Source organism: Pedobacter sp. TM02 (assembly GCF_059705275.1).
Window position 1 is genome coordinate 143,967 of the sequence record NZ_AP046530.1, and the last position, 18,851, is coordinate 162,817.

At 44.9% G+C, this 18,851-nt stretch carries 10 protein-coding genes; 4 read left to right on the top strand and 6 right to left on the bottom strand.

Annotated elements, in window-relative coordinates; all coding sequences use genetic code 11:
- Positions 1-47: 47 nt before the first annotated feature.
- Entirely contained in the window at positions 48-3,779 is a 3,732-nt protein-coding gene (locus AC6H1S_RS00665) for a sensor histidine kinase (protein ID WP_497564765.1), read from the top strand.
- On the opposite strand, the gene AC6H1S_RS00670 is transcribed toward AC6H1S_RS00665, so the two are convergent.
- Positions 3,780-4,685 carry a DUF8428 domain-containing protein gene (locus tag AC6H1S_RS00670; RefSeq protein WP_497564766.1) on the bottom strand — a complete coding sequence of 302 codons (906 nt, stop codon included), beginning with the start codon at positions 4,683-4,685 and terminating at the stop codon, positions 3,780-3,782.
- A gap of 225 nt (positions 4,686-4,910) precedes the next feature.
- Here AC6H1S_RS00670 and AC6H1S_RS00675 point away from each other — a divergent pair, with 225 nt between their 5' ends.
- Positions 4,911-6,452 carry a glycoside hydrolase family 10-like protein gene (locus AC6H1S_RS00675; protein ID WP_497564767.1) on the top strand — a complete coding sequence of 514 codons (1,542 nt, stop codon included), beginning with the start codon at positions 4,911-4,913 and terminating at the stop codon, positions 6,450-6,452.
- Here AC6H1S_RS00675 and AC6H1S_RS00680 read toward each other — a convergent pair whose 3' ends face one another.
- The 4 genes from AC6H1S_RS00680 to nagB form a co-directional block, all read right to left on the bottom strand.
- Positions 6,453-7,238: a DUF1835 domain-containing protein gene (locus AC6H1S_RS00680; RefSeq protein WP_497564768.1), complete on the bottom strand. Its 786-nt coding sequence runs from the start codon at positions 7,236-7,238 to the stop codon at positions 6,453-6,455.
- Between the two features lie 57 nt (positions 7,239-7,295).
- Positions 7,296-10,160, bottom strand: coding sequence for a M16 family metallopeptidase (locus AC6H1S_RS00685; protein WP_497564769.1), 2,865 nt, complete (start codon positions 10,158-10,160; stop codon positions 7,296-7,298).
- Positions 10,161-10,225: 65 nt separating this feature from the next.
- Entirely contained in the window at positions 10,226-11,374 is a 1,149-nt protein-coding gene (locus AC6H1S_RS00690) for an acyltransferase family protein (protein ID WP_497564770.1), read from the bottom strand.
- 142 nt (positions 11,375-11,516) lie between these two features.
- A complete protein-coding gene (gene nagB, locus AC6H1S_RS00695; RefSeq protein ID WP_497564771.1) occupies positions 11,517-13,436 on the bottom strand; it encodes a glucosamine-6-phosphate deaminase in 1,920 nt (639 codons plus the stop codon).
- 114 nt (positions 13,437-13,550) lie between these two features.
- Here nagB and AC6H1S_RS00700 point away from each other — a divergent pair, with 114 nt between their 5' ends.
- On the top strand, positions 13,551-14,750 hold the full coding sequence (locus AC6H1S_RS00700; RefSeq protein ID WP_497564772.1) for an anhydro-N-acetylmuramic acid kinase: 1,200 nt from the start codon (positions 13,551-13,553) through the stop codon (positions 14,748-14,750).
- Positions 14,751-14,753: 3 nt separating this feature from the next.
- Here the strand turns inward: AC6H1S_RS00700 and AC6H1S_RS00705 are convergent, their stop codons facing one another.
- Positions 14,754-15,500 (bottom strand): DeoR/GlpR family DNA-binding transcription regulator, encoded by a 747-nt coding sequence (locus tag AC6H1S_RS00705; protein ID WP_199138841.1) that lies wholly within the window; start codon positions 15,498-15,500, stop codon positions 14,754-14,756.
- Between the two features lie 242 nt (positions 15,501-15,742).
- Here AC6H1S_RS00705 and AC6H1S_RS00710 point away from each other — a divergent pair, with 242 nt between their 5' ends.
- Positions 15,743-18,850 (top strand): SusC/RagA family TonB-linked outer membrane protein, encoded by a 3,108-nt coding sequence (locus tag AC6H1S_RS00710; RefSeq protein ID WP_199138839.1) that lies wholly within the window; start codon positions 15,743-15,745, stop codon positions 18,848-18,850.
- Position 18,851 lies beyond the last annotated feature (1 nt).

Here is an 18,851-nt window from a genome sequence, read left to right on the forward strand (position 1 = left end):
CAAGGCAATGCGCTTTGATAAATACCCTAACTAAATTAAACTTTAACGTGAGTATTGGAGGTAAAATTAGGTTTCTGTTATTGATTTTGGGCCTTTGCTGTATTGTAACGGCATTGTCGCTCGATAATTCGATTACCCAAACCGATCTCCTTTTGCACGAAGCCGGCGAGCTGCAGCGTAACCTTTCGGCCAAAGAACGCATTGTACAACAATATCTTTCCGATCCGGAGAAGCTGGCCGAACTCCAATCGCTGTATAAAGACGACAAACTTGCCGTTAAATTCATTAACGATTACCGCGAACAGGGCATCAACGTGCTGGTTTACCAGAACGGCATCCTCGATTTTTGGAGCTCTGCCAAGGCCTTTCCGGCCAATGTAGAGCGTTTAAAGGAAGGTACTTCATTTAGTCAGCTGTCTAACGGCTGGTATGAACTAATCAAAAAAACGGTCGATGATCATATTTTTGTTTTCCTCATTACCGTAAAAACACAGTTCAGCATTGAGAACCAATACCTCAAAAACCAGATCGCGCCTGAGCTTTTTGCCAATAACAGCCTAGACCTGGCCACTTTTACGGACAAAGACATTACCGAGATTTTCAACATCCACAAGGAATACCTTTTTCCGGTCAAGCTGAGCGAAGAATACTCTAAAAATATTTACAGCACCATTCAGCTTTGGCTTTGGATAACCGGCCTGCTCAGCATCTGTATCTTTGTCAATTCGTATTGCTCGTGGCTAGCCAAAAGGGGCTTTATTTTATCGGCCACCTTGGTGCTTGCCATTTTTTTTACAGCCGTAAGGCTTACCGACTTGCAGTTCTTTTGGTTTAACCACCAGTTTAACCTCGAAATCTTTAGCCCATCCATTTATGCAGAAAGCGATTTTTTGCCCTCCCTGGGCGATTTGTTGCTGAACGTGCTTGCCATTACCTGGGTCTCGCTTTTTGTGTACGTGCATCGCTATAAGTACCATTTCCCCAAAAGCATAACCCAGAGCAGGCTTTTTGGCTATCTGTTTCATATCCTGGCCTTATTGGTATTGGCTTATATCGGTTTTTTGGTTGACGATGTGTTTTTTGGCCTGATTTATAACTCAAAGATCAACTTTGATATCACCAATATCATCAACATGGGCTGGATCAGTTGGACAAGTATCTTCATTCTCTGTCTGGTGTGGTTTAATGTTTATCTGCTGGTTAATGTCATCATCGAGCTGAGCAAGCAATTCCATTTTAACAACCGCGAACGCCTTTTTATTTTCCTGGCTTTGCTGGCCGTTTATTTTGTGTACAAGGTCATCGACGATTTTAATGTTTTCTTCCTGGTATACGCGCTGTTCATTTTTATCATTGCCTGGAACGGCTATATACAACATCGACGGTTTTCTATCGGTATTTTTGCCACTTTGTTCCTGTGCATGGCTTTTTTAACCGCCATTAAATACATCAAATATATCGACATCAAGGAAAGGGGCATCAGGGCCACCATTGCCGAGAAGCTTCCTTATTCAGACGATCCGAAAGTTATCAATTCGATTGATAGCTTTGAAAAAGGTGTCTCGTCCGATTCGCTGGTGGTCGACTATTTTAAACGCCCATTGCTTAGTCAAACCAACAGTTTCCACAATTACATTGTTAAAAGATACCTCGATGGTTATTTGTCGCGCTTCGATTACAGGATGTACGAGTATAACAACCAGGATTCGACCTTGAAAAAGGAAGAAGTAATTCCCTTTTCGAAGTTTAGGGACCTGGTAAGGTCGGGTGCAGTAAAAGTACAGGAAACAGAATTTGCCTATCGCATTAACAATACCTTTGGCTTTCAGAGCTATTTTTGCATTATTCCGATCCTCGAAGGCAAAAACCTGTTGGGCAGTATGGTGATCGAACTCAAGTCGCAGCCTTATGATTCGAATAGCCACTTCCCTGAATTGCTAATAGACGGCAAGCTTAAAAGCGATGAGGACTTTAGCGATTATTCATTCGCATTTTATAAAGACAACAAGCTTTACGGCCAGTCGGGTACCTACACCTACGACATGGTTAACCAGGATTTTAAGGGGAGCATTGGCAAGGTCGAATTTTTGAATGAGGATACGGCCGATGGAACCAGCTATAGCCATGCCATCTATAAGCCAGATGCCTCGAAACTGATTGTCATTACCAAGAGCAAAATTCCTTATGTAGTGCGCTTGGCTACTTTGTCTTTCTTTTTTCTGGTATTTATCTTGTTTGGCATCTTGCTGTATGTTTTTATGTGGCTGGTCAAAAACATCAACAGTAACCAGGGAGGCTGGTTCAGCCTTAATCGCTACCTGATGATCAATGCCAATAAGATTCTTTATAAAACCCGCATCCAGTTCTCCATTGTGTTGTCGGTTGTGGCCACCTTGCTTATTGTGGGCTGGACTACCTTCTTTTACATCAAAGACGAATACCTGAAGCAGCAGGAGGGGGCTATCAGAGAAAAGCTGAGGAAAGTACAGCTTTCCTACGAGCGCCAGATCTTGAACAGCGGCATGCTTAAGAAAGATGCCGAGGCCGAATCGGCATTTAGCCAGTTTGCCGATGTGAACGCGTCGTTCCTGAACCTTTACCTCACCAATGGCGATTTATACCTTACCTCTTTGCCAAAAATGTACAATTATGGTATTTTGGGCCGGAAAATGGCCTCCAAAGCCTATATTGAACTACACCTGAAGCAGCGCTCAGAATATTTGAATACTGCAGAAAGAATAGGCAATTTCAAATATGCGGCAGCCTATGCGCCGATCCGTAATGCACAGAATCAGACCGTTGCCTACATCGGCATTCCGTATTATTCGAACGAAGAAGATTATGAGGCGAAAATAGGTTTGTTTATCAATACACTGATCAACATCTACGCTTTGGTATTCGTGCTTATTGGCGTATTGGCAGTATTTTTGGCCAACCAGATCACCAACCCGCTTACTTTTATACAAGAGAGCATCAAAAAGACCAAACTGGGTCAGAAGAACCAGCCCATTGTTTGGCATCGGCAGGATGAAATCGGGTCTTTGATTAAAGAGTATAATAAAATGATTGCCGCCCTGGAGGCGAGTGCCAATAAGCTGGCCCGCTCCGAACGAGAAAGTGCCTGGCGCGAAATGGCCAAACAGGTGGCGCACGAAATCAAAAACCCGCTTACACCCTTAAAATTGGGCGTTCAGCTGTTGGAAAAATCATGGAAGGAAAAAGATCCCAATTTTGAGAAAAAGTTTGCGAGCTTCAACAAATCTTTCGTAGAGCAGATTGATAGCTTGGCTACCATTGCCTCAGAGTTTTCGAACTTTGCCAAAATGCCCGATACCAAGCTCGAAAACCTGGAGCTGTTGCCGGTTATCGAACAGGCTATTGCGGTATTCAATACGGCCGATAATATAGAGATTGCGGTAATTAACCGTACCAATAAAAACATCGTGGTTTTAGGAGATAAGGACCAGTTGCTGCGCACCTTCAATAACCTGCTTAAAAATGCGATAGAAGCCTCGGAAGGCCGCGAAAGATGTGCCATCAAAATACACCTCATCAACGACGAAAAAAAGGTTTACATCGAAGTTGAAGACAATGGCAAAGGCATAGATCCAAGCCTGCAGCATAAAATCTTTGTGCCAAACTTTACCACCAAATCGTCGGGTACAGGTCTGGGCTTGGCCTTTGTTAAACAGGCCACAGAGAATGCGGGTGGAACAATAGAGTTTCGGTCGGAAGTAAATAACGGAACTACGTTCTACTTCAGCTTCCCTTTGGTTTAGCTATTTGAGTACGATCTGGTCTTTGCCCATCACAAAGCCATCGGCATAAAGAATAACGGCATAGGCGCCTTTCATAAACTCTTTTGGATTGGTCCAGTCGATTTTATAAGCCGTATCGTCATCGTTGTACGAAATCTCGATGGCGCTGCTGTACTGCATCTGTTGTCCGTCGGCTTCAAACAGGTTGTTGCCATTGGCAATGAGGTTGCCTGCCGGATCAAATACACGAAGATAGATTTTATGGTAGTTTTTTTCGGCCAGGGTATTGGGCGCAATAGAAAAGTCGATCACCAGCTTTTGGGCTGTGCTGGCTCGGGTTACCTCTACCAGGCGGCCGCTGCTTTTGACCTTAAATGCGGTAATGTTTATTTTGGCCGCCTTTAAGGCGGCCCCCACCTTTACTTTTGCGCTCAGGTTTTCGTTTTCGCGCTCTAGGCTTTGTGCTTTTTGGTTAATGGCGTTGGCGGTGTTCTTCAGGCTGTCGCGCTCTGATTTAAGGTAAGAGTTCTCTTTTTCGAGCCTGATGATCTGGTCGTTGTAGTTCTTTACAAATTCCCTCAGCTCTTTTACCTGTGCCTGCGCCTTGTCAAGGTCGCCCTGGGTGAGTTCGCCCTTTTGCAAGGCCAGCTTAAGTTCGGCTATTTTTTCGCGGGCCAGCTTCTGTTCGTACTGCAGTTTTTCGCTCAGGCTTACATTAATGGCATTTACGCGGTCTAATTCTACTTCTATTTTTTCAACCTCGAGTTTAAGCCGGTCTTTTTCGGTGTTTACGGTAACAAAACGGCTGCTTTGCTGTTTGTCTTTGAAATAGAGATAGGCGTTGATGCCCAAGAGCGCGGCGATAACAACAACCAAAAAATAGACCTTATTCCTATCAACTTTATTTACGGGATCCTGATTCTGCATAGTCATTAATTTTTACTGACATCAAAGCGAAGGCAATAAACTTTAATTTAATTTTCATTTTACGGGGAGGCTAACATAGTATAAAAAAATGAAAAGCTTAAATTTGCAATGTTTTTGTATCAGATTTTTTAGAAAAAACCGTTTACTTATAAAGTTTAACACCAAGGTGTACCTTTACGACTACAAAATTTAAACCGAACATATTTGCTATTACCAAACCAAATAATGAATAAAAGCCCTTTTATTGCACTTTTACTTTCATTAGTAACCTCATTTTCCCTAACAGCGCAAACTACCACAAAAATTACTCCAAAACGAGAGTTTAGGGGTGTGTGGGTAGCTACCGTAACCAATATCGACTGGCCCTCAAAGCCAGGCCTTTCCGTTGATCAGCAAAAGCAAGAGCTGATAGGTATTCTGGAGCAACATAAAAAGAACGGAATTAATGCGATAATGTTGCAGATCAGGCCTACGGCAGATGCACTTTATGCAAAATCGCGCGAGTTGTGGAGCCACTGGCTGATGGGCAAGCAGGGATTGGCGCCTACGCAAGACTATGACCCCTTAGCATTTGCCATTAAAGAGGCTCATTTAAGGGGCATGGAACTGCACGCCTGGTTTAATCCCTATCGTGCTACCATGAGTGCCAATGCAGTAACCAGTCCGGAACACATTACCCGAAAACGGCCCGAGCTGTTCTATACCTACGGCGGCCAGAAGCTGTTCGACCCGGGATTGCCCGAAGTGCGGGACTATATTACGCAGGTAATTTTAGACGTAGTTAAAGAGTACGATATTGATGGCGTACATTTCGACGATTATTTTTATCCCTACCGCATTGCCGGACAAACCATTAAAGACAGTGCAACTTTTGCCAAATACCCGAACGGATTTACCAATATAGACGATTGGCGCAGAAACAATGTAGACCTGCTGATTAAAATGGTGAACGACAGCGTGCATCATTATAAAAAATACGTAAAGTTTGGCGTAAGCCCCTTTGGCATTTGGCGCAACTACCGAGAAGATACGTTAGGCTCTAAAACCAATGGCCTTTCCAATTACGGAGAGCTTTATGCCGATTCGAGGAAATGGATTAAAGAGGGCTGGGTAGATTATATCAATCCGCAGATTTACTTTACGTTTAGCCGTCAGGCGGCACCTTTTGGCGTGCTGCTCGATTGGTGGAGCAATAATACTTATGGCAGGCACCTCTACATTGGGCAGGCGGCCTATCTGGTGCACGGCATGCCTTCGAGGCAGGAAGCTGCCTGGGGCAAGCTCAGCGAAATTCCTAACCAGATCAGATACATCAGGGCCAACAACCGCGTGCAAGGCAGCGTATTTTTCAGTTCCAAATCGCTTTCTACTGTAGCTCGGGCGGTTGCCGATTCGTTGCGCAACGATTTGTACAAATATCCGGCCCTGCCACCACAAATGCCTTGGCTAGACGATGTGATGCCTAACCAGCCACAAAACCTGACTGCCGAAGCCGAAGCGGAGGGCGTAAGCCTGAAATGGACGAAGCCTTTAAAGGCCAAAGATGGCGAAACGGCATCGGGCTACGTGGTGTACCGCTTTGAAGAAGGCGAGAAAATCTCCATTTTGGATGCCAAAAACATCGTGCATATTAGTTTTGAAGATTTTACTTTTTACCTGGATACCAATGTGGAAAAGGGTAAACGCTACAATTATTTGGTCACGGCACTGGATCGTTTAAAGAACGAAAGCGAGCCAAGCGGACCGGTTGGCATACAAGCCAAGTAATTAAGATGTTAGGGTTGCCGTCATCTTGCCTTTGCTTTGCAATTGGTTTAAGATGTGGCCTAACTGTAAATCGGTGAGCCCATAAATGGGTTCCCTTTCTCCAAAGGCCTGATAGATTGCGGGTTTGCTGTGTGTACCCGAATCAATGATTTCGAGCAGTGTTTTTTCGATGTGGTTGAGACCATCGGGTGTTTGTGGAAAACGTAGCAAGTGTGCCTGCAGTGCTTTTCTGAGCAAAGGCAATTGGCCAAAATCACGATTAAGGAAGGCTTCGAGTTGTTCAGGGTTATTTTCTACATAGAATTGCCAAGCCTCGCTGGCAAGGGCCAGATCGCTTTGGTGCAATTTGATCCGGCTGGCCCATAAACTAGCCAGCTGTTGCGGGTTAAGCTCGCCCAGGCCTTTAAAATTAGGCATGCCGTCGAAATGGTCTGGACAGATCAGGTAGATGCCGGGCAATTGTTTGGCCGATTGATGGAGGATGTTTAAAATACAGCTCAGGTTGATTTGGCAAAGCAAATCGTACTCGAACCAAAGCACAAGTTCGTTGTACTGGCCAAGATGGTTTAACTTCTCTATTTCGGCAAGTACTTTTTGTTGGTAGGCAGTGGTTGTTTCGCCATAAGTTTCACTGATCCATTTGGCCCGGGTTGGCCAGAGATCGGTTGTTGAAACAGGTCCTTCGGATAAAATTTCGCGCCAGACCACAACATCGCCTTTTAAGGCTGTTTGCTCAAAAATGTGCCGGGTAGCATCGCCGTTTAAAATATGTAGTGTGCTGTTCATGGCCAAAAAGAAAAGGGGTGTATGGCCTGAAACTATACACCCCTTGTAATTTTACGATTATTTCTCTGGAACCAATACCAGGCGGATATAATTATCGCCACTGAGGTATTTTTGCGCCGAAGTTTTGGTGCTGGCTACGGTTACGCTGTTTACGCGGTCTTTGTCGCTCAATACCTGCTCAAGGCTTTCGCCATATTTGAGGCGGTTAGCCAGGTAGCTTAGCCAGAAACCGTTTTCCCTGAGGCTCAATTCTTCTTGCCTTAGTTCTTCCGATTTGAATTTTTTGATATCCTCTTCGGTAGCGCCATTTTGCCTGAACGAGTTCACCTCGTCTAGCGCAGCATTGATCAGCTTGTCTACATTAGCCTTGGCACAGTTGAAAGAGATGGTGAAATAATAATGCGCTGAAGGGTATTTTTCTACGCTGAGCTGTACGCCCGGACTGTAAACACCGCTTTCCTTTTCGCGCAAACGCTCTAGGATTTTGATTTCCAAGGCACTTTTTAAGGCTTCTAACTGTGTGTTGTTATCAGCATTATAATCGTAATCGCCATGGAAATACAATTGTACGGTGGCTTTGTCTTCCAGGCCTTTGTATACGGTTTTGCTTACTTTGCCTTTTGGCGGATTAAGGCCAAGGTCCACAAAGTTTTCGTTCCTGTTCAATGCTGGCAGGCTGGCCAAATAAGTCGTAAGAAAGGGCTTTATTTTTTCAACGTCAAAATTCCCGACAAAAACAAAGGTTTGTCCGCTTGCATCGGCAAAACGATCTTTGTAAAAGGCAAAGGCCTTGTCAAGCGAGATGTTGTCGATGTCTTGCAGCGTAGTTGGCATCCCCCTCTTGTTGTAATTGGACATTACCGCTTGTACGGTATCTGCGTATACGCTGGTTGGGCTACTGTTTTTGTTGGCTGTAATTACCTTAAAATCGCTGATGTTCTTATTGAATATTTCAACGTCTTTGCGCGGATTGGTGGCATAGGCATAAATCAGCTGGAATGCGGTTTCGAGGTCCTTAGGTGTGCTGCTACCCGAAAATCCTTGGTATTCTGAATTGATGTAGGCACTGGCCGATACCGCCTTGCCAGCCAGGTATTTGGTGAGCTGGGTAGGGTTAAACTCGCCTACGCCGCTTTGTGCAATAAGGTTGGCGTTTTCGGCCGACTGATAATCGCTATTGCTGGCCAGCGACGAGCCACCTTTGGCGAAGGAGTAGAAAATAACCTGGTCGTTTTTAAAATCGGTAGGTTTAAGCACCACTTTTACGCCGTTGCTTAAGGTTAGGCTGGTAACGCCCACTTTGTCGTTTTTGCTTTCGCTTACAATTTTGCCTGCAGCTGGCTTAGTGGCCAAAAGCGGTTTGTTTACCGCATTGTCTACATAAGGTTTTACGTTGTTGCCCGCATTTTTAAGCACGGCGAGCAATTGAGCCTCGGTTGGGAGGTCTTTGGCCTCTTTTTCTGGAGCCTGTACCACGATTACCTGATTGGTTTGGGTAACCAGGCTTTTGGCCATGGCATTAACTTCTGCCAAGGTTAGGCTTTGAAGTATTTTTTTGGTTTCATTATAATTATAATCGGCCGATGGCATGCTGGCGCCAACCAGGAAATTTTCCAGGTATTGGTTTACATAAACCGCCGATTTGGTTTTGTCTTTTTCCTTGTACTGCTTTTCTATGCCTGCTTCTACTTTTTTCTTTACGGTTTCGAACTCGCTGTTGGTGAAGCCGAATTTGGCCATGCGTTCGTTCTCTGCCAAGGCGGCGCTCAGGGCATCTGCCAATCCGCCAGCGGTTTTAGCTACTGCGATGGTTTGAAGTGCGCTGATGCCCCAAACCAGGCCTCCTTGGTAAGGAGCGTAGTTGCTTTGCGCAAACAAGAAAGGTGCATTGCCTTTTTGGGTAATTTCCTGCAAACGGGCCCCCAGCATGTTATTGATCATGCTTTGGATCAGGTCGTTTTTGAAATCTGCGGTCGTTTTTGTAGGGCCTTCGTGGTGTTTATAAATAACCTGGGCTACGTTGTAAGGCTGCTCTTTGTCGGTAACGATTTTGACCAAGGGCTGTACATTGTCTGGCAAATCGTAATTGAGCCTTGGTTTGGCATTTTTAGGATTGCTGAGGTCAGAAAAATTGGCTTTGATCAGGTTTTCTACTTCGTTTACATCGAAATCGCCTACAGCAATAACGGCTTGAAGGTTTGGCCTGTACCAATCGGCGTAGAAAGAACGGATTTTATCGTGGGTAAAGTTGTTCAAAATATCAACCTTACCAATCGGGATGCGTTTTTCATAGCGCGAGTTGGCCAACAGAAAAGGCAACAGCTGGTTGCTGATCCTTTGTTGCGCATTTTTGCCACGTTGGCGATCTTCTTCAATAATAACGCCCCTTTCGCTGTCGATGTCGGCACCGTTCATGCTTACTTTTCCGGCCCAGTTGGCCAAGATTTTGAAGCCGGTTTTGAAAACCTCGATGCTGTCTGTTGGAATTGGTAATTGGTAAACGGTTTGGTTAAAGCCAGTATAAGCATTCAAATCGGCACCAAAACGAACGCCTGCCTTTTGCAGGTAATTGATGATTTCGTTTTTTGGAAAATCCTTGGTGCCGTTAAAGGCCATGTGTTCGGTAAAATGCGCCAAACCCTGTTGGTCGTCGTTTTCCATGAGCGAACCTATTTTGTTGGCCAGGTAAAGTTCGGCTCTTTTTTTAGGTTCGGTATTTTTACGGATGTAATAGGTTAATCCGTTAGGCAACTTGCCAATTTTTACATTGGGGTCGTTGGGGATCAAGGCGCCTGTTGAAGCCTTTTGTACGGTTTTGGCTGTCGCTGGTTTTTTGGCCGGTGCTTTTTGCTGGGCAATTGCTGGCTGGGCAAATAGCAAGGCTACCAGCCCCCATGTCAGAATCTGATGGTGGTTTTTCATGGCTTGTTTTATAAATTTAGTCAAGTAACGCGTTTATTACATTAGTAGCGTTTGGGCTTTAATAGTTACACCTTAATGATAATATTCTTCTTGTACATGATCCAAAGGATAACATACCAGAATAGGATGAAAACAATTGCATAAGCCAAGGAAGCATTGATTGGCGAAAAATAGGGAGGAAAGAATTTTTGATAAAACCAGCTCAATGCGCCTAGTTTGGAGCCGTCGGCCATATCGATTTTGATCATGTTGAACAAGCGCGGTGTTAATCCGGTTAAGAAAAATACCGTTATGGCATTTACCCCATAAACCACAAAAGGCTTGGTAAAGCGGTTGTATTGGTTAATGTCTATAATCCAGTAGGATAGCGCCAGGCCAATGGTGGCCAATCCGCCGGTATACAATACATAAGAGCTTGTCCAGAGCGATTTGTTGATCGGAAACTCAAGGTCCCAAAGCAACCCGGCCATTACGCACAATAAGCCGGTAGCGAATAACCAAGCCACTTTAGTTGCCGCTTCAACATCTTTGCGTTTCAGGTAAACACCAACCAATACTCCAAACAAACAGGTGCCAACGGCTGGCAAAGTACTCAAAATGCCTTCTGGATCCCAGGTCTTAGCCGATTTCCACAAATGTGCTTCGGTTAACAGCGTGCGGTCTAACCAAGCGCCCAAGTTGGTTTCTTTTTCCAGATTGGCAGGTCCAAAATCAGGAACCGGTACAAACATCATCAACGCCCAATAGGCAACAAGGATCAAAATAATGGTCCTGAAAATGCTTTTTTCCGATTGCTTGAGGAAAATTAGGGTCGAAATAAAGAAAACAACCGAAATGCGTTGCAATACGCCTGGTATGCGCACATGCTTTAACGATTCGACCAGGTTAAAATCTTGGAAATTCCTGGGGAAAATAGCCAGGATAAAGCCCAGTGCAAAAAGGGTGAGCATCCGTCTGAAGGCCTTTTTGAGGAGTTGTCCGTGGCTTTTGGGATCGGTTTTCTTGCTGCCCATGGCATAGGCGATAGAAACCCCTACAATAAAAAGAAAAAAAGGAAATACCAGGTCGGTTGGCGTACAGCCGTTCCATTCGGCATGCTCTAGCGGCGCATAAATATGCCCCCAGTCGCCGGGATTGTTCACTAAAATCATGGTGGCTACGGTAAGGCCACGAAAAAAATCGAGCGACAATAGCCGCTGGGGTTTGGTTTCCATTTTTTGAAATTTATAAATAAGGAGATTGAGAACTAATATAGATAAATTCCAAAAAAAAACATCCGAAGTTTTAGATGCCGGTAGCAAATAACTCTTCGGATGTTAGGCTTGCGAAGTTTTTAAAACTTCGCAAGTATGGTTTCTAGAACTTATACCTTACAAAAGCTTCCATGGCTTCGTAATCGGCAAGGCCTAAACTATCATAAGCTTTGGCTGTTTCCCTGTTTCTGTCTTCGGCCCTTTGCCAAAACTCCCTGGCATCGTCGCCCGGAAACACGGCCCTGTCTTTTTGCGACTGGTGCTTAAAGATGGCAAATTTCTTGCGCTCCACTTCTTGCGGGCTCAATGGCACGGCCATTTCAATTTCGTAGGTTTCAAATTCAAGCCAAGCACCACGGTACATCCACAACCAGCAGTCTTTTACCCATGCCTCGGTTTTTTGCAAACGCCTTAAAGCTTCGAGTATAATGTTGAAGCAAACAATATGCGTACCGTGCGGGTCTTCAAAATCACCGGCTGCAAAAACCTGGTGAGGCTTTATTTTCTGCAACAGCTCCATGGTCAAAATCACATCGGCTTCGGTAACCGGGTTCTTTTGGTTTTTGCCGCTTTCGTAAAAAGGCAAGGCCATGAAATGGATATGGTCGTCTTCCAAGCCGCAATAACGGGCGCCTGCAATGGCTTCGCCTTTTCTGATCAGGCCTTTTACGCTTTGTATTTCTGGCGTATCGATTTGGTTGGGCTGTTTTTGCTCAATAAACTTGCGCATTTTGTCGTAAACCTCTTTCATTTCCGGCTGATCGATACCCATTCTTTCGGCAAAATCGATGTTGAACTCCATAAAGCGCAGCACATCGTCGTCCCAAACGGCTGTATTGCCCGAAGTTTGGTAGGCTACGTGCACATCGTGGTGCTGATCAACCAAGCGGATAAACGTACCGCCCATCGAAATCACGTCATCGTCAGGATGCGGCGAGAAAATAACCACCCTTTTTTTGGCAGGTTCGGCCCTTTCTGGCCTTTGGCTATCGTCGGCGTTAGGTTTTCCTCCCGGCCATCCGGTAATGGTATGTTGCAGCTTGTTGAAAATATGGATGTTGATGTTGTAAACCGGACCTTTTTCTAGGGCCAGTTGGGCCATGCCGTTGTTGTTGAAGTCGTCTTCGGTGAGTTTAAGTACCGGTTTGCCCAAGGTATTGGCCAGCCAGATCACCGCTTTTCTGGTTAGTTCTTCTGTCCATACACAGTCTTTTACCAGCCAAGGCGTGTCAAAACGCGTCAATAGGCAGGCGGCATCTTCGTCTAAAATAAACTCTACGTTATCAGAAAGCTGCAGGTAGGTAGCCGGTACATCACTCGACATTTCGCCCTCTACGGCTTTTTTAATGATGGGTGCTTTTTTCTTGTTCCAGGCCATGAGTACAATCTCACGAGCCTTAAAAATGGTGCCGATACCCATGGTAATGGCTTTGGTTGGCACAAAAGATTTGCCGCCAAAGTCTCTGGCTGCATCTCTGCGGGTCAAATCGTCTAAGGTAACCAGGCGTGTTCCAGAGTTTGGCGCCGATCCCGGCTCATTAAAACCGATGTGGCCCGTACGTCCAATACCTAAAATCTGGATATCCAAACCGCCCAATTCTCCGATTTTTCGTTCGTAATCTAAACAGAACGCCGGAATTTCTTCCAGTTTCAGGGTGCCATCCGGAATATGTACGTTTTTCTTTTCGATATCGATATGATCGAACAGGTTTTCGTTCATAAAGGTTACATAGCTCTGCGCGGCATTGGGTTGCATCGGGTAATACTCGTCCAAATTGAAGGTAATTACATTTTTAAAGCTCAAACCTTCTTCTTTATGCAGGCGCACCAGTTCGGCATAAACGCCAATTGGCGTAGCGCCGGTAGCCAGGCCCAGAACGGCCGGTAAGTTGTTTTTTTGTTTTTCCTTAATGATGTTCGCAATGCGATTGGCTACGTTTAAGGATGCTTCTTTCGGGGTTTTGAATACGGTAACAGGTAGTTTTTCGAACCTCGTTTCTTCTAAAAGATTTAATCTTGCCATTAATCTGTGTTGTTTAGTGAACGGAGCAGTAAATATATAGAGTATTTTTAAAAAGCGTGACAAAATTTACTGCGAATACGTTTGCGCTATTTACCTTTATCGAAATTTAATGCCATGAATCCACAGCTTGCCCGCCTTTATCAGATTGCCCAGCAACAAGAACGCAAAATCATTGGCCTCATGTCGGGTACTTCGCTCGATGGCCTCGACATTGCGCTTTGCCTGTGCAGCGGCAGCGGCCGGCAAGCAGCAGTCGAGGTGCTTCATTTTATCACTTTGCCTTATACCGATGCGTTTAAGGCCGACATCAAAAGCGTTTTTTCCAGAAAAGATGCCGATTTGGAAAAGGTATGCCTGCTTAATGAGCTGGTGGGCCTCAGGCATGCCGAAATGGTTTTGGAAGCATTATGCCAATGGGGAGTAAAACCCGAAGCGGTAGATGCCATTGCCAGTCATGGGCAGACTATTTTTCATGCACCCCAATCGCTGCATGGGCAAGCGGGCTATCCGAATGCCACTTTGCAAATAGGGGATGGCGATCATATTGCCGTTAAAACAGGCATCATTACCCTTGCCGATTTTAGGCAAAAACACTTGGCTGCCGGTGGCGAAGGTGCGCCCCTGGCTGTATATGGCGACTACTTGATTTTTTCGGCAACAGGCGAAGACAGGCTCATGCTGAACATTGGCGGCATTGCCAATTTTACCTATCTGCCAGGCGATAAGGATGCCGGCAAAGTGTTTTCTACCGATGTTGGCCCAGGCAATACGCTGATGGACCAATACATACAGCGGCATTATCCGGGCTTGTATTACGATCAGGATGCGGCCATTGCCAAAAGTGGCAAAGCAGATAAAAAACTTCTGGAAGCTTTGCTCGACAATAAGTTTTTCGATGCCGATTTCCCCAAAACCACAGGCCCAGAGTTGTTCAGCATGGCTTACCTATTAAAGGCCCAGGCGCAAAGCAATACTTCAGGTTTGTCCCACGAAGATGTATTGGCTACGCTTTGCCATTTTTCGGCCCAAGGAATTGTACAGGCGGTAAAAAAAACAACAGGTTCGGTGCAAGGTCTACGTATCATCATGAGCGGGGGAGGGCTGCACAATCCTTTATTGGTGGAGCTCTTAAAAGAAGCTTTGCCAGAAGTGCGTTTTGGCACCACCGATGAGTTGGGCATTCATCCAGATGCCAAGGAAGCCGTGTTGTTTGCCTTGCTGGCCAACGAAACCCTTGCCGGAGAACCGATCAATTTCGGGCCTCGCGAAGGCGTACCCTCGGTGTGCATGGGCAAAATCTGCCTGCCCGCCTAAAGGTTATAGAATCTGTAGCGATTTGGCCGTATAATTGGCCAATTGTGCATCTTTCGCTTCGAGTTCGGTAACCAAATAGTCTATATTTTCTAAAGAAGCCACCTTTAGCCTTAAAGAAATATTCAGTTTTTCGGAAATGCACAGTACGGCCGATTTCCTGGAACAGCTGAGCATTGTTTTTTTCAACTGGTTGATTTCCCAATCGGTATCGGTAAGGCCATCTAGTGGATGTAGCGCACTGGTTCCCATCAGGCACAGGTCGGCGTTAATCTCGGAAAGCTGATTGATGACGTGCCCGCCATAGGTAATTTGCGAATTTTTGGAAAAGAGCCCGCCAATCAGGATGACTTCGATGCGGGCATATTTGGCCAGTTCTACAGCTACCAGCGGACTAATGGTAAAAAAAGTGGCCTGAAGGCTCTCCGGCAACTGCTTGACCAGCTCTATAATGGTAGTTCCGCCACCGGTAAGCACCACCATGCCATCTTTAATAAGCGAAATTGTTTTCTTGGCGATGGCTATTTTGGCTTCTTTGGCGTAAACGGTACTGTCGTCAAAAGAAGAGTGGTACGATTTGGAAAGCGCGCCGCCATGCACCTTATACAGCAGGTTGTCGTCTGACATTTCCTGTAGGTCTCTCCTGATGGTGTCTTCAGAAACATTGAGCAGTTGTACCAAGTCTGACGTGAGCACCCTGTTATGCAGGTTGATCTGGCGCATGATGAAATCGTGTCTCTCTTTTTTTAACATAGGTTTTTGCTGTTTGGACTAGTAAAGATATAAATATATGAAAATAAAAATATCCTGCGGGTTTTTGCTGGTTTGTGCAATAATAGTTTGCAGAACCTTATCAAAATAGTTACTTGTTTTCTTTTTTTACTGAAAAACATTTATCATATTTACTTGACAATTGTTATTTTGCGTGTTACTGCGTGTTTTCGGCAAGATAAAAAACAACAACAAAACTTAAATTATTAACCAAATTGGCGTTTATGAAAAAAAAACTACTCATGCTGTTTTTGGGCACGTTTTTGTTGGCTATTCAAGTAATGGCTCAGCAAATAACGGTTACGGGAAAGGTGACCTCTACAGAGGATAACCTGCCTATTCCGGGTGCTACGGTAAAGATCAAAGGAACAGAAACAGCCGTGCAGACTAGTCCGGCGGGGATGTACTCGATCAAAACCAAACAAGGAGATGTACTTCAATTCATCTATTTGGGCTTAACAACCCAAGAAAAAACAGTGGGCTCAAGCACTGTAATCAACGTAGCTTTAGTTCCAGATTCTAAATCACTTAACGAAGTTGTGGTAACAGCTTTGGGACAAAAGGTGTCTAGAAAATCTCTAGGTACCGCACAACAGGAGGTAAAAGGCCAGGATTTGGCCAATACCCAAAGAGAGAACTTTATCAATGCCCTGCAAGGCAGGATTGCCGGGGTAGAGGTAACCAGCTCTTCGGGCGTACCCGGCGCATCAACCTCGATTACCATCAGGGGTGTGAGCTCGATCAGTGGCAGCAACCAGCCGCTATTTGTGGTAGATGGTTTGCCAATCGACAACAAAACGCTGAATACTTCGGCTTTCTATTCGGATAACAGCTCGAACACGGCATTTTCTAATAGAGGTGTCGATTTTACCAACCGTGCTGCCGATATCAACCCTGAAGACATTGAGAGCTTAGTGGTATTGAAAGGCCCTGAGGCCGCCGCGCTTTATGGTATCGATGCCGCCAACGGGGCCATCGTTATTACGACCAAAAGAGGTAAGGCAGGCAAAGGTTCAATTAACTATAGCAACAGTTTCCGTATCGAAAAAACCAGCAGCCAACCAGAAATCCAAGGCGTTTATGGTCTGGGCACTGGTGGCGTAGCCAGTGCAGGTACCCTACAGTACTTTGGTCCGGCTTATGCGCCTGGAACAGTGCTGTACAACAATATCGACGGCTTTTTCCAAACTGCGCTTACCCAAAAGCACAACTTGTCTTTTGATGGGGGCAGCCAAGATGTAACCTATCGTATCTCGAGTTCTTACACCGACCAAAACGGTGTAGTGCCAAATTCAGACTATGAGCGTTTTACCTTAAATGGTTCAACCAATGGCAAAATAAACGATTGGTTAAAAGTAGACCTTTCTATGAACTATACTTATGCAGTGAATAACCAGCCTTTTAAAGGCTCGGGCGGTCCGCTAATTGGTTTGTTGCTTTGGCCGCAAGAAGACAATGCCAAAGATTACCTTACGCCAGCAGGTACCAGAAGAAGGTTTACTACAGCAACAGATTTGACCTCCGAAATAGAAAACCCTTATTTTAATATCAATAAGAATAAAATCAACTCGATCCAGAACAGGATCACTTCTAACTTCGGGTTTACCGTTACGCCGGTAAAATGGCTGAACTTAAAATCTAACATCGGTTTTGATGTGTACAACAACAGAAACCTTTTGTTAAGCCATCCAGAGAGCTCTAGGGGCTTTAGCCGTCAAGGTATTTTGGATATCGCGAACGATAATACGCGAAACGTGAACATCCAAAACTTGTTGAACCTGACTTCGCAAAAAATCACCAGCGATTTGTCTATCGACGCTACCTTGGGTAATGCTATTCAAGATTTGAAATCTTCTATCGATTCGCAATATGGCGAAGGCTTTTTAGATCCGAATTTCGTGTCTATCAACAATACTACGCCAACCTTAAGGAACGCAAAATCGACAATCACGCAACGAAGATTGTTCAGTTTGTTCGGAAGAGCGACCTTAAATTATAAAAACTACCTTTATTTAACCGCAACTGGCAGGAACGACTGGACTTCTACCATTCCGATCGGGGCTAACTCATTCTTCTATCCTTCGGTATCGGCAAGTTTTGTGTTTACTGATGTGCCGGCATTTAAAGATGGCTTGAGCAAGATTTTTACTTCTGGTAAAATCAGGGCCGCCTTTGCCAATGTAGGTAAAGATGCCAGGCCTTATTCTTATGTGCCTTCGCTAGAGAGCAAAACTACGGTGGGCGGCGGTTTTGGTTATGGCTTTACCGGCCCTAACTTGGATTTGAAGCCAGAGTTTGCAAGTTCTTACGAGCTGGGTACCGAATTGGCCTTTTTTAACGATCGTTTGGGCTTAGACTTTACGGTTTACCGCAAAGAAACTTCAGACCAGATTGTAAACGATATCAGGGGCAGTTATGCAACAGGTTATGTGTTATTTAACCTTAACGGTGCCAAAACCCGTAACGAAGGTATCGAGGTTACCGTAAGAGGTACGCCAATCAAGACCAAGGATTTCAGCTGGAACGTATTGACCAACTTCGAAAGTGCAAAAGGTACGGTATTGGCCCTGCCAAACTCACTGCCTGAGTCTTACGTATCTGATACCTGGGTGTATGGCAACGTGAGAAATGGTAACTCGCCTGGCTATTCTACCCGTTCGCTAACCGGTTATTTCTACTTGAGAAACAACAATGGCGATATTTTGATTAACCCTGCAACCGGTTTGCCGGTAAGGTCTTCTATCTTTATTCAGGGCCCTGGAAAAGGATACGACAGACAGCCAGATTTTTCTATCGGTATAACCAATACCTTTACCTACAAAAACTTCTCTTTGTCTTTCTTGTTAGACATGAGAAAAGGTGGCGATGTGCTAAATGCCACACAACATTACTTGACCCAAAAAGGCTTGAGCATGATGACCCTAGACCGATTGAATCCTAGGATCGTAAATGGTGTATTGCAGGATGGAAAAGAAAATACGGCCAATCCAACCAAAAACAACATTGTGGTAACACCTTTCTATCAAAACAGTTATTATAGCGGTATGAGTGAAGAGCTGTTCATTGAGAAAAACATCAACTGGGTTCGTTTAAAAGACGTAACCCTGCAATATAGGCTGCCACAAACTTTGTTGAGCAAGCAGAAGTTTGTTAAAAACGCAAGCGTTTTTGTTACCGGTACAGACTTGTTCCTGATTACCAACTACTCTGGTTTAGATCCGGTAGTAAATGGTAACACTGCAGCGGTAGGTGGATCTGGAGCTTCAGGTATCGATTATGGTAACTTCCCTATTCCTATAGGTATCAACTTCGGTGTTAAAATTGGTTTATAAT